The sequence below is a fragment of the Stygiolobus sp. RP850M genome, assembly GCF_037389295.1.
In the GTDB taxonomy this organism is placed as follows: Archaea; Thermoproteota; Thermoprotei_A; order Sulfolobales; family Sulfolobaceae; genus Stygiolobus.
Map to the genome: position 1 here is coordinate 1 of NZ_JBBHKU010000012.1, position 12,662 is coordinate 12,662.

Consider the following 12,662-nt stretch of genomic DNA (forward strand, 5'->3'; position numbering starts at 1 on the left):
CCCCGGTTAAGTCTAGATCTCGTGCTTCTTCTGAAAGAATTAGGATTTTGTCGGGTCTGATCCCGGTAAATATTTCTGTCATTATTGCGTCTAACGTAGTGACAAGTTTATTTGAGCCGAGAGTAGCAAGGATCATTAGTGAATAATGATAAAACTAATATATATATATATTGAATGGAAGATAGAATCTCGTGCATTAAGGTGCATAGAGTCTAGTTCAAGGGATAATAACATCCCTATAAAGACGAATGTATCTATTCAACGTGCCATACTGACACTAATCACGTCCTTCCTAATGGGACTGTGGAAGGACAGTGAGCATATCATTCATTAACGAGACTAGACTAATGGATTCCTCTAATTTCAAATGGAGTTTGGATCTCTGAGCCGCTCGATTACTTTCTAGGTGTAAAGACCGAACCGATGAATTGACGTTCTTCTGGAATAAGGAAAGTTCCAGTAACGGTTGCAGGGAACCTTATAAGAGTAGCTTCTGCCAGAACCGTGGTAAAAGAGGCGATTAATAATCAAAACTGGGCTACAGAAAAGCTATCCGACATAGCTAAGCCTATAGCTATAAAGGTGTGCTTTCAAATTTTCTTAAATATGCTTAAGCAAACTATATTCTTGTGGTAAGCAGGGTCAACGATTGGATTAGGCAAGCTGAGAGAAATTTTAGATCTGCTGAAATTAATTATCAAAATGAACTTTATGAAGAAACTTGCTATGAAGCTCAGCAAACTGCAGAAAAAGCTGTCAAAGCTTTGTTAAGTTATTTTCATAAAGAACAGAGAGGTCATTCTATTACCTTCCTTTTACAGTCATTATCTATTCACATTCCAAGTGAAATATTAAGATGTGCACAAGAACTTGATAAACATTACATACCCTCACGATATCCTGACGCTTACGATCAAGGTGCTCCTGCAGATTATTACAATAAAGACGATGCAACTAGATGCTTAGATTGTGGTAGAAAAATTTTATCATGGGTGAAGGACGTTGTGGGAGGAACTTTGCAAGGAATATTCTAAGTTTAATCCAAAGCTAGTAGTGTTATTTGGGTCTTATGCCAGAGGCGATTATACTAACGAGAGCGATATTGATGTTTTGGTTGTTTCCGACGTTTTTCCACATGATCCTAGGGAAGGTTTCGCAATGACTTATACCATGAAATTCCCCAAGGTAATGCCTGTGGCAATGAACACCCAAGTTTTTTTAAAGAAGTTAAATGAAGGATCTACGTTTATTCTTGAAATTATAGAAGACGGTAAAATATTGTGCGGAGATAAGGAATTTGAAAATGACGTTTTAGAAAAATTCATGGAAATTAGAAAAAAGTTTAGAAGAAAAGGGAAGTTATGGGAATGGTGACAAAATCTCACCATAAAATTCTTTGTATATTTCTTTCGGGATTACATATGGTGGGCAGTCGAGTGGGTCAGAGAACCACTTGAAAGGGGGCTTTCATCCAAATTACGTCTAGTCCTTTGAAGGAAAGGAGATAACGGTTACTCCTCCTACAGTCCCATTAAGCCCTTAATCGAACTGAAGAGGTGCATCATTAGCGTCACTGAAAGATTAAGGAGTATTTAAATACAAGGCTATCCATCTGGCGAGGCTTTCCGCCTCCTTAACCTCAATTTTTGTAATTACTAAGTTTTGGCTTCTACTTTCCTTTCTTATTAACTTAGCTAAGTTGAATCGCGTTTAAATAGTCTGTAGCCAAACTAAAACCTATGAGAAGGAAAGTTGAAGGCTTAATACAAGGCAAGGTCACTAGAGACGGGGCTGGGGTAAAGCTATACCGCGTCTTTGGTGGCTTAGAAACTGTAGACATTACCGACCCCTTTCTTCTATTAGACTTCTTCGGCTCCAATAAGTTTGAGGAGTACATCATGGGCTTTCCTTGGCATCCTCACAGAGGGATAGAGACGGTAACACTATTATACAAAGGCAAAGTAGAACATGAGGATAGTGAGGGTAATAAAGGTGTAATTTACCCCGGTCAAGCCCAATGGATGACGGCAGGCAGCGGAATATTTCATCAAGAGATGCCGAAACCTATGGATAGAACGTTTAACTACCCTTATGATCCGAACACGGTGTCTGGTCTCCAGCTCTGGATCAACTTGCCTGCAAACTTGAAAATGACAGACCCAGTTTATAAAGACGTTAAACAAATACCCAAAGAGGAGTTCGATTTTGGCACTATCCAAGTCCTATCAGGAGAATACAAAGGACTAGTGGGACCGGTGAGAGTTAAGAGCCCAGTAGACCCATCTTACTACGACGTGGAATTACACGGCGAGTTTAACGCTTCTTTCAAACACGGTTACACTATTCTGGCGTTCGTCGTAGAAGGAAAGGTAACAGCTGAAGAGTCCCTCCCTCCAATGCCAAGCGGAAACTTAATAGTCTTCAGTAGAGAGGGAGAAGAGATTAAGCTCAGCGGAGAAGGGAGAGTAATAATTCTGGCTGGTAGACCGTTATACGAACCGGTGGCTTGGTACGGTCCTATCGTTATGAACACGAGGGAACAGATCTATGAGGCTTTAGATGACTTAAGAAAGGGGACTTTTGTGAAAAAGACCGGATTAAGGGAAGATGTTTAATACCTTAACGTTAAGTTCAGAAAGGAAGGTATAATATATACACAGCTATACTACAAAACCATTTAGTAGTTGTATTATCGCTATACCTAGGTTTAAGTATCTCAATCTTCCTAACTAGTTTAGTTTATAATTTAGTATTACCGTAAAAATCATGTGTCGTCATTAAGGTCACTCATCTCACAAGGACGACAATTTTACGATAGTAGGGATTACTACAACGCATACAAAACTTTCGAAAAAGCTTATAAGATGTTTCCAGACCATGAGGAAGTGCTACTGTGGAAGGGGAAGACAGAGATAAAACTGGGGAAATTGAAGACGGCAATTAACACCTTGAGAAAGATCGTAGAAGGCTATAACAAAGACTCATGGGAAGCCCTTTACACTTTAGCTTTAGCGATTTACTATTACTCCTTCTTGTTAGCGAGTTCCTCTTCAAGGAAAAAGAACCTTAAAGTAGCTCTAGATTATAGTGAGAGGGCTTATACTAATTCCAAGAAGAACAAGAGCGAAATAGCCTCTTTGCGTTCAGTCATCATTGCGGAATTAGGTCAGCTGGGGGAAGCGGAAAAGTCCTTAGCAGTAGTGAGAAGGGGAAACAATTTCAACCCCCCGGTGAGTATCGCCCTCACACACATCTACAGACTTAAGGGGTTACTAACAGAAGCCATATACGAGATAGACCGAGTCCTACTTTACGAACCCAATAATGTAGACGCATTAATCGAGAGGGCTCTGGTACTCAGGGACAAGGGAACTTACGATCAAGCGTTAGTGACCTTGGACATCGCTTTACAGACGGAACCTACTAACGTCCTAGCCATGCTCTTCAAAGCTGAGGTACTCGAGACGATCGGTAGGATAAACGAGGCTATGGCACTCTACAAGGTCATAGACTCAATAGTCTCGAGCCCTCTAATCAAGAAAAAGCTCTCAACGTCCCAGCCTAAGTCCTTGCCCTCCAAACTCCTGAGCACCTCCGCTCCGATTAACTGGGACCCGAAAGTGTGGGTGGGGAAAAAGCTCTCCATATATGAGGTAACTGACGTCTTGGGAGAGGGAGGCAACGGTTACGTGTTAAAGGCTAGGACTCCTAAGGGTAATGATGTTGCGGTCAAAGTCCTGAAAATCTACACCGGTGTACCTGAGGAACACTTCGACACACTCATAAGTGAAGCTAACAGTTTGTCAAAGCTTTCCAACGACCCTAACGTAGTCAAGGTATACGCAGTACACGTGGACAAGTTCCTCATCGAAGAGGTCTTAGCCGGGAACTTTACGTTTTACAAAAGAGAACCTCCTATGCTCGTCATGGAGTTCATGAGGGGCGGAAACATGGCCGAGTTAATGCACGACGACAAGTTCTTCTATTCTACCCAGTGGAATAAGGCTGTGTATAGGGCTATCGCAAGTGTCGCCTCAGCTCTGTACCAGATGCACAAGTTAGGTTTGGTACATATGGACGTCAAGCCCCAGAACATATTCCTGACTGAAAAGCCCAGTTACCCCTATGATCTCCAGAACGTTAAGTTCAAGTTAGGTGATTTGGGTAGTGTTGTTAGGGTCAACGGGAAAGTGCTACAACTGACCGTGGAGTACGCCAGTCCAGAAGCATATTTGGAGAACGCTAAGCCCTACTTCGACGTGTTCTCTTTGGGCATGACCATGTATGTCCTACTTACCAGAAAACTGGACAGACCAGACCTTCAGGAGATGAACAACGCTTACAACTGTTACCAGAGAAAGGACTTTAATTGTGTGAGGGATGAGGTCAGAAAGGCTCAGGGTAAATTAAGGGGATGGGATCCCAATGTACCCGCTGAGGTAAAGCCCTTGCTAGCGTCTATGATATCACCAGACCCCGTCAGGAGACCTACTTCCTTAGAGGTACATAATTTCTTATTAAAATTGTTAAGGTGATAAGAGTCTAGGACAACAGAACAGAAAAAACAAGAAAGAGTACCCTTATCTTATTTCGTTTACCACTTTCTCTATCTCTTGATAAGGAGGTTCCTTTGTAGGATCGTCAGATACCCACTTGTACCTTATCACCCCTTCTTTATCTACCACGAACACCGACCTCTTAGCGAGTATATAGCCAGGTAGTGCAGGGAACTCCCAATAAACATTATACTTCTTCACGATTTCTCTGTTGTAGTCGCTGACTACGATGAAGTTGAGTTTGTATTGCTCTTTAAATGCCTTGTTACTGAAAGGAGGGTCTACGCTGATCCCTATAACTACAGCGTTCATCTCGTTGAATTTAGCCATGGAGTCCCTAAAGGTGCACATCTCTTTAGTACAGACCGATGTAAAGGCTGCGGGGTAAAAGGCTAGGACTACTACTTTGCCTCTGAAGTCTGACAACCTCACTTTTTTCAACTCAGTATCCACAGCCTCGAAGTCCGGGGCTTTCTCTCCAATTTCCGGCATAGGAATTATTGTGTAACGTAAGAATTTAAACAAACTTTTGAAAAGTGCATAAATACTAATGATAAACACCTTTATATGTCCGGATATTCAGGTTCAAAAAGTTACTACTTTTCCTCCTTTAACTTGAAACTTACATAATTTTTTAAAATTAGCAAATGGATTTAAGCAACCGTTCAAAGATCATATTATGGAGAGCCGAAAAATAGTTGAAGAATCGGAACAGTTCTTAGCTACCTCTACACGAGACCTACCATTAGTTTTGGACAGAGGGGAAGGTGTGTGGTTATATGACGTTGATGGTAATAAATACCTAGATTTTACCTCCGGGGTGGGTGTGAATAACTTGGGCTGGCCATCTCATCCTGAAGTCATAAGAGTAGCGGAAGCACAAATGAGGAAACTAGCCCACTCTATGGGGAACGACTTTTATAACGTCCCTCAATTAGAGTTAGCTAAGAAGTTAGTACAACTAGCTCCGGGTGAATTTCCCAAGAAAGTGTTCTTCTCTAATAGCGGGACAGAGGCTGTAGAGGCTTCCATCAAATTAATTAAACAATCTGACCCTAAGAGAAAATACCTTGTCGCGTTTATTGGTTCCTTCCACGGCAGAACTTTCGGTTCTCTATCCCTGACCGCCAGTAAGCCTGTACAGAAATACTTGTTCGGTCCCACTTTACCAGGTGTATTCCACATACCTTATCCGAACCCTTTCAGGAATCCGTGGCACATAAATGGGTATGAGGACCCTGATGGTCTAACAAACGCGGTTTTAGAGTACTTAGAGTCTTGGGTATTCGCCCACTTGGTAGACCCAGAAGAAGTTGCCGGAATAATCTTTGAACCCATACAAGGTGAAGGAGGATACATAGTCCCGCCTAAGGGTTTCTTTTCACAGCTAGAAAAGACAGCGAGAAAGTACGGGATATACCTAATAGACGATGAAGTACAAATGGGTATGGGTAGGACGGGAAAAATGTTCGCGATAGAGAACTTCAACTCTACTCCAGATGTGATCACTTTAGCTAAGGCTTTAGGTGGAGGACTTTACCCTATCGGAGCTACAGTGTTCAGGAAAGACCTAGACTTCAAGAAAAAAGGGATGCATAGTAACACTTTCGGCGGTAATGCAGTAGCATGTGCTATAGGAGTCAAAACGTTAGAGATTGTGAAAGAACTCTTACCTAGAGTTAACGAGTTAAGTAAGCTATTCCGCGAAGAACTTACACAAATGAAAGTAGACGACGTAAGAGGGTTAGGGCTTGCTTGGGGTATAGAGTTCGTGAAAGGTGAAAGGAAAGATCCTGATACAAAGACGAGAGACAAAGTTATAGAAGAGAGTTTTAAGAAGGGATTATTACTCATTCCCGCAGGAAAATCTGCAATAAGGATTATACCTCCCCTAGTGATCAGTGAGGAAGAGGCTAAGATCGGTCTCTCCATGTTAAAGGAGGTGATTAACTCATTACGTTGAATTGGAAATATTTCGGTAGACCTTGGGGAAAGTGTGAGGAGTGTTGGGCTAGTTATGGAAGAGGTATACAACATGAAAATTCGTTAAGGTGTTATAAACTAGGGATACCCGTAAGGGCGCTGAAAGTAGGGTTAGAGGAGTTCATCAGGTTATTAGAGGAAAAAGGATATACTGGTAAATATACCATATTCTCTTTTCCTATATCCTTAGCGAGTAAGGGAGTTGTGATCTTGTATTTCGAGAGCAGGGAAGAAATGGAAAAGGTTATTAGTGAACTTTCAAAGTACATAGTGACTGAACCTAAGGATAAGTTCTTCTTCGATAGATTCGTCAATGTAGATTGGATAAATGGGTTTAATTACAGAAGGGGGTGTCCTGAATATGATGAGGTTTTCGGGGACTGGAGAAAATGGAAAAACAGAGATAAAAAGTAGATATATATTTTTAATCCCATCAATCAGTTTTTTATGTCTTCCATCTTTGAAAAAAGCTCGTCTAAGTTTAAGAACTTTGATCTGAGAAATCTTTCATGTAACTTAATACCCTAATTCAGATAGCTACCTTTTACGAGCTTTTGAGCTTCCTCGCTACTTGGGCTAATCTTCTCCCTTGAAATCTCGCTATCTTTATCTCATTTTCGTCTAACTCTTTTTTAGAACCTAGATGTGTGGCACCGTAAGGGCTCCCTCCGGTGGTAGTAGAAGATATTTCAGGAATTGCGTAACCTAGGGGCACTATGATCATCCCGAAGTGATAGGCGTAAGTTGACATAGTTAGGATGGTAGTTTCATGTCCTCCGTGAACTGTAGATGCTTCTGTGAAGAAAGTTACAGGTTTACCGTAGAGCTCGCCAGACCTCCACAAGGGAGCAGTGCTGTCGAGGAATGTTTTCATTCCTCCAGCCATGTTCCCGTATCTAGTTGGAGAACCTATAGCTAATCCATCAGCCCATTTAAGGTCTTCTAAACTCACTTCAGGTATATTACTAGTGGTCTCAATAGGAATGTGAAATTTTTCTACTAATTCAAGGTATAATGTTTCTCTGACTTTTCTTATTTTTGTTTCAGCTCCTTCTTCTTCAGCTCCTTTTGCTATCTCCTTAGCTAGTTCAACTATGGACCCGTACCCGTAGAATAAGACCAATATTTTGACGTCCATAAGTAAAAAGAGCTATACATAATTTAAAATTTGATTCAACATGACCAAGTAAATGTAGGAAAGGTTTTGATATCGGAATAATTATCAACGGATAAAAGCATATAAAAGGGACAAATATGAAAACATTGAAAAATGCTTGTGTTAAGATATTATTACAGCTCCTTCAGGGTCAATAATATATGGAGCTAATACTGAAGACAGCATATATACTTCATACTCTCCATCTCTACCTAAATTCTCTAGTGCTACACTTTTCTTTTCGTATACGTAGAATACTTGCTTTGATATTAATACTACCGAATCTACATTAGGTGAAACATACACATTACCAATTTCTCTGACTAATTCTATTTCCAATGTCCCCGCTTTGTCTACAACTCTATATAGTGACGAATATACGTAGGGCGGAATAATTATCTTTACACCTGAGAAACCAGCAGAGACTATACTTTCATAAGCTTTCACAATATAACTGGCTATATTATCTGGTGTTATCCAGTCACTCTTTTTAATCTTCTTACTACGTTGCAATATCGATAAAGGATGATCCTTAAATAAATTAGTAGATCTTCGAATACTTTGTTAGATAATTACTGACCTATTTATTACTCCCGCGAAATATTACTATCGATTTCGAAAACTTTAAATATTTTACTATCGATCTCGATATTTATGAGTGAACTGATAGCAAAACAAAGAGGAAGACTCAGGTCAATAATACTTTGGCTACTTTACCAATCGCCTAAGAGAGGAATAGATATCATAGACGATGTATATAAGATGACATGGGGTTTCTGGAAACCATCACCTGGATCAGTATACCCTCTACTAAGCAAAATGGAAGAAGATGGAGTGATCAGGAAAATCGACAGTGAGAGGTATACCATAACCGATAAGGGAATTAAGGAGATTGAAGAGATCTTACCTTTGAAACACAGAAGTAGTATTGACGACGCAGTAGAGGAACTGGAAGGGTTATCAACATTCTTCAGTGAAGTAGATAAGGCTCAACTCTCTCGATATAAGGAAAGAATTGAAAAGGCGTTAAGGAAAATCGAGGAGGTGATAAAAGGTGGGTGAGGCAATAAAGGCAATAAACCTCACTAAGGTTTTCGGTAAGTTAGTAGCAGTCGACCATATAAATTTCGAGGTTAGAGAGGGAGAAATATTCGGTTTTCTAGGACCTAACGGAGCGGGAAAATCAACTACCATAAAAATGCTAACTACAGTATTGAAGCCTACGGAGGGAACTGCTATAGTTAATGGTTACGATATAATTAAAGATCCAGCAAAAGTAAGGAGCTCCATCGGAGTAGTGCCTCAAGAGTTCACTGCTGACGAGGACTTGACAGGCTGGGAGAATATAATGATGATGGCTGGGCTCTACGGTATAAGGAAGGACGTAGCTAGAGAAAGGGCTAAGGAACTACTCGATATGGTCGAGCTAACACAAGCAATGAACAGAAAAGTACAGACATATAGTGGAGGGGTGAGGAGGAGGTTGGAAATAGCAATGTCTTTGATCAACAGACCTAAAATCCTATTCTTGGACGAACCCACTTTGGGTCTAGATGCCCAGACCAGAAGCGCAATTTGGAACTACATTATGAAGCTTAAGAGGGAGTATGGAATGACTATCTTCGTCACTACTCACTACCTAGAGGAAGCAGACCTTTACGCTGATAGAATAGCTATAATTGACCACGGTAAGATACTTGCTATAGGATCGCCTAAAGAGCTAAAGGAAAGTATAGGCGGTGACGTGGTTATGCTGACTACCACGAGTGATGAGGAGGCTATGAAATTATTACAGAATCTCGACGGTGTACTCGATGTGAAGAAAGTCGACGGTATGTTGAGGATAAAAGTGAAGCATGGAGAAGAGATGGCCCCTCAAATTCTTGAGAGATTAATAAAGAACGGAGTGAAGGTGTCGAGAATGTCCATAACAGAGCCTACAATGGACGAGGTCTATATGGAATATACGGGAAGAAAAATGAGAGATGAAGAGAGTGATTCAAGGGAGGCATTTGCAATGAGAAGGACTCTTAGGAGGGCTAGGGGATAAACATGGTTGAGGAAATACAGAAAAGAAGAGAAGAGGTAGACAGATCTTCATTCCACGGTCTTTGGACTTTAACAAACAGAGAGTTAAAGAAGTGGTACAAGGCTCCAGTAATCCTCCTCTTATCCGTCGTGCAACCAATCTTCTGGATAGCACTTTTCGGAAAGGCTATGAACCTACAGAGTTTATTCTCTGGAACAGCTCTTTCAATACCCGGATTGAACATACCGAAAAGCATAATTGACCAGATCGGGCAGGAAATATTGAAACAAACTTTCGGCACAACAGATTATTTCTCTTACCTCGCTGCGGGAATGCTGTCCTTCATAGTATTGTTCACTTCAATGCAGAGCGGTATGTCAATGGTATGGGATAGAAGGTTAGGAGTATTGGATAGGCTTTTGACGACCCCAGTACCGAGGGGTAATATAATCATAAGCAAAGTGTTGTCTTCGGTGATCAGGTCATTGGTACAAGCTACTATTGTCCTAGCCGTAGGAGTGCTGTTAGGGATGTCCTTTTATCCGGGAATAAACGTCTTAGACTTTCTTGGAGCTTACGCTGCTCTATTCCTGATGTCCTTCGGACTTTCCTCCCTCTTCCTGGTAATAGCCATTAGAGCAAGTTCATGGCAGTCCCAAATGGCGGTGATGAACTTACTCAATCTGCCGTTACTATTTACCAGCAATGCGTTTTATCCTATAAAGTCGATGCCTTTCTGGTTAAAACCAGTTGCTGAGGTAAACCCATTAACTTATTCAAACGCAGTAGTAAGGGGAATGCTACTAGGTATACAAACAAACCTAGCAATAGACTTCACATACCTCGTCGTGTTTGCCGTAGTCCTATCTGGAGTCGGTATAGTTCTATCATGGAAATATCTTAGCTCTTAGTTACGGTTTGTTTTTTTGTCACCTTTTTATTTTTTTATCTACCAGATATGTAAAATACTCATGAGACTCCTTTTTGTTCAGAAATTTAAGCTGAAGGAACGAGGGAAGGAGACGTGGAGTGAAGGGTGAGGGAGACTACACTTAAAATTTACTGGGATTTACAGTGTCATATTCTACTTCTCAAAAATCTCATTAGTAAAGGTAGATAATATTCAAAAGATATAAGTTTTTAAGTGTTACCGACCCTCGAAACATTAACGTTGTAATTTAATTTGTAACTGTATTTTTATTTGTATTGAACTTAAATTGACCGAGGGTAGTGTATAACCGATTAGTTTGTATATTCTCAAACTAGCCTTTAACAACACAAACTTGAACTACTGTGCTAAAGACAGAGAGTTTTTGGCAAGAAATAACTACCTATCCCTCCCTTATGAAGAAGACTAAGCTAAAACCACTACTCCTACGTTACTAGTGCATTTAAAGTTAATTTACTAAATTTTTTCCAACGTCTCAAGGTATAAGTGTATACATACTAGAAAAATACTCGATCTCCTGCTCCTAACGCGCGTGTTTTCTCTTGTTTAGTCTATCACTTACAAGAAAAAACAAATCTACCCCGAGCAATGCTCCGCCTAAAACCGTGAGGGGTAACATACCTAAAGCTATCCCTACCATAACCATTGCGACAGCTAACTGAAGAGTACCATACTTAAGCATTACCTTGAAAATATCACAAGTCATGACTGAAAATACACTTTAATGTTTATTTACTTTTTATTCTAAGATTTTAGCTTCCCGGCTCAACATAGTTTAAGGAGTTTATACACGGTGAGTAGCATCGTTAAGCAATCAATAGTATGTAGACGAATATCTGAACAAGGGGAGTGTGATTACTGATAAGTTAACTAAGGAGTCGTGCTTAGCGTGTAGCATACTAAGATGTAGTATTCTTGGAATGTTTTCGACAATTCTCCAACGAGAAAAGCCAGATCAAAAATAAGCCCACAATACTTAATAATGTTTAATGCCATTTCACTAATGATGCTAAAGATGTCCAAACTTAACTGATTAGTTCGAGTTATTCCTAATTACTTACTTGGTTTAATTCTTCTTTAGGGCTAACAATAATCCCTTAACTTCTCCAAGTAGTCCTTAACATCTCTCCTTTCACTTTCAGCCTCTAAGTACGCCTTGTCTATAACGGGGAGTTGTGAACAGTATACTAAGACCGCCTTATTCCGGTCTTCCGTACTCCCCCAAAACTTCCACGCTTCCAAGTATGTTATCACTACTTCTTCTGGTGGCACAATATACACATGGTAGGAGTCGACACGGATTTCCAGAGGGGGTTTCCTTCTGTTATAGTTTTCTCCTACAATATCTATACCTTTTTCGGATATCTCTCTTATCTTAGGTAAATATATCCTGAGACCGAAGTCTGAGAACTCCCTCAATACTTCTCTTACTATATCGGCACTACCACCTTCTACAATTATATCTACGTCACCCGTTCTATAGCTCCTTCCTGAATAGATCTCCGCTGCAAAACCTCCTACTATGATTACCCTACCGAGCCTTTTCCTTTCAAGTAAGGTGTTGAGTATAGCTAAGAACTTCAAAAAGCGGTCTGTCTCACTACCTTTTAACTCTCCTACTCTTGAAAGTAATTCCCTAAACAACCAGTCGTGTAATATATTACTCCACCTTCTACTTTCCAACAACCTAGTTCTTCTAATAACCTAATATTCTCTTCACCCAGTTTAGCTAATCTTTTCAACTCCTCGTCCTTAATCTTGCTCCCCCGAGGTCTCCCTCTGTCCTCAAGTAGCTTAATCACGATTTTAGGGTCTACCACAAGATGATATTAATGACCAAGGTTAAAAACTTATAAAGATAAATAGTTACTGACTTCCTTATATAAAACATATTAGTCAGATCTGGGTAATACAGATCTGACTGGGGTGTAGGCCGTTGACTTCCTTGGGCTTAAAGCCCGGTGGGGAGCTTGGCCGCCTCCAACTCGG

At 40.5% G+C, this 12,662-nt stretch carries 15 protein-coding genes; 9 read left to right on the top strand and 6 right to left on the bottom strand.

Annotated features, from left to right (window positions below; translation table 11 throughout):
- Positions 1–629 precede the first annotated feature (629 nt).
- The 4 genes from WIW52_RS00630 to WIW52_RS00645 all read left to right on the top strand — a co-directional run bounded on the left by WIW52_RS00630 (position 630) and on the right by WIW52_RS00645 (position 4,535).
- Positions 630–1,034, top strand: a complete 405-nt coding sequence (locus WIW52_RS00630; RefSeq protein ID WP_337707918.1) for a HEPN domain-containing protein — start codon at positions 630–632, stop codon at positions 1,032–1,034.
- On the top strand, positions 1,003–1,374 hold the full coding sequence (locus tag WIW52_RS00635) for a nucleotidyltransferase domain-containing protein (RefSeq protein WP_337707920.1): 372 nt from the start codon (positions 1,003–1,005) through the stop codon (positions 1,372–1,374). Before WIW52_RS00630 ends, WIW52_RS00635 begins: the two co-directional genes overlap by 32 nt.
- Before the next feature lie 365 nt (positions 1,375–1,739).
- Positions 1,740–2,615 (top strand): pirin family protein, encoded by an 876-nt coding sequence (locus WIW52_RS00640; protein WP_337707925.1) that lies wholly within the window; start codon positions 1,740–1,742, stop codon positions 2,613–2,615.
- 153 nt (positions 2,616–2,768) lie between these two features.
- Positions 2,769–4,535, top strand: coding sequence for a protein kinase domain-containing protein (locus tag WIW52_RS00645; RefSeq protein ID WP_337707926.1), 1,767 nt, complete (start codon positions 2,769–2,771; stop codon positions 4,533–4,535).
- Between the two features lie 45 nt (positions 4,536–4,580).
- Here WIW52_RS00645 and WIW52_RS00650 read toward each other — a convergent pair whose 3' ends face one another.
- Complete coding sequence (locus WIW52_RS00650; RefSeq protein ID WP_337707928.1) at positions 4,581–5,048, bottom strand: peroxiredoxin; 468 nt, start codon at positions 5,046–5,048, stop codon at positions 4,581–4,583.
- A 187-nt stretch (positions 5,049–5,235) separates the two neighbouring features.
- Here WIW52_RS00650 and WIW52_RS00655 point away from each other — a divergent pair, with 187 nt between their 5' ends.
- Positions 5,236–6,519, top strand: coding sequence for an acetyl ornithine aminotransferase family protein (locus WIW52_RS00655; protein WP_337707930.1), 1,284 nt, complete (start codon positions 5,236–5,238; stop codon positions 6,517–6,519).
- A complete protein-coding gene (locus WIW52_RS00660; RefSeq protein WP_337707932.1) occupies positions 6,516–6,953 on the top strand; it encodes a hypothetical protein in 438 nt (145 codons plus the stop codon). The genes WIW52_RS00655 and WIW52_RS00660 overlap by 4 nt, the downstream gene beginning before the upstream one ends.
- A gap of 130 nt (positions 6,954–7,083) precedes the next feature.
- Here the strand turns inward: WIW52_RS00660 and wrbA are convergent, their stop codons facing one another.
- Both wrbA and WIW52_RS00670 read right to left on the bottom strand, forming a co-directional pair.
- Positions 7,084–7,677: an NAD(P)H:quinone oxidoreductase gene (wrbA, locus tag WIW52_RS00665; protein WP_337707934.1), complete on the bottom strand. Its 594-nt coding sequence runs from the start codon at positions 7,675–7,677 to the stop codon at positions 7,084–7,086.
- Positions 7,678–7,818: 141 nt separating this feature from the next.
- Positions 7,819–8,208 (bottom strand): encapsulin, encoded by a 390-nt coding sequence (locus WIW52_RS00670; protein WP_337707936.1) that lies wholly within the window; start codon positions 8,206–8,208, stop codon positions 7,819–7,821.
- Between the two features lie 141 nt (positions 8,209–8,349).
- Here WIW52_RS00670 and WIW52_RS00675 point away from each other — a divergent pair, with 141 nt between their 5' ends.
- From WIW52_RS00675 to WIW52_RS00685, 3 genes are read left to right on the top strand one after another with little or no spacing between them, the layout of a single operon-like run.
- Positions 8,350–8,757, top strand: coding sequence for a PadR family transcriptional regulator (locus WIW52_RS00675; protein ID WP_337707938.1), 408 nt, complete (start codon positions 8,350–8,352; stop codon positions 8,755–8,757).
- The gene (locus WIW52_RS00680) at positions 8,750–9,745 is read left to right on the top strand and encodes an ATP-binding cassette domain-containing protein (RefSeq protein WP_337707939.1); all 996 of its coding nucleotides are present in this window, start codon (positions 8,750–8,752) and stop codon (positions 9,743–9,745) included. Before WIW52_RS00675 ends, WIW52_RS00680 begins: the two co-directional genes overlap by 8 nt.
- Before the next feature lie 2 nt (positions 9,746–9,747).
- Entirely contained in the window at positions 9,748–10,635 is an 888-nt protein-coding gene (locus WIW52_RS00685) for an ABC transporter permease (protein WP_337707941.1), read from the top strand.
- 561 nt (positions 10,636–11,196) lie between these two features.
- Here the strand turns inward: WIW52_RS00685 and WIW52_RS00690 are convergent.
- The 3 genes from WIW52_RS00690 to WIW52_RS00700 all read right to left on the bottom strand — a co-directional run bounded on the left by WIW52_RS00690 (position 11,197) and on the right by WIW52_RS00700 (position 12,493).
- Entirely contained in the window at positions 11,197–11,379 is a 183-nt protein-coding gene (locus tag WIW52_RS00690) for a hypothetical protein (protein WP_337707943.1), read from the bottom strand.
- A 377-nt stretch (positions 11,380–11,756) separates the two neighbouring features.
- The gene (locus WIW52_RS00695) at positions 11,757–12,317 is read right to left on the bottom strand and encodes a DUF6036 family nucleotidyltransferase (protein WP_337707946.1); all 561 of its coding nucleotides are present in this window, start codon (positions 12,315–12,317) and stop codon (positions 11,757–11,759) included.
- Positions 12,290–12,493, bottom strand: a complete 204-nt coding sequence (locus WIW52_RS00700) for a hypothetical protein (protein ID WP_337707945.1) — start codon at positions 12,491–12,493, stop codon at positions 12,290–12,292. Before WIW52_RS00700 ends, WIW52_RS00695 begins: the two co-directional genes overlap by 28 nt.
- Between the last annotated feature and the right edge of the window lie 169 nt (positions 12,494–12,662).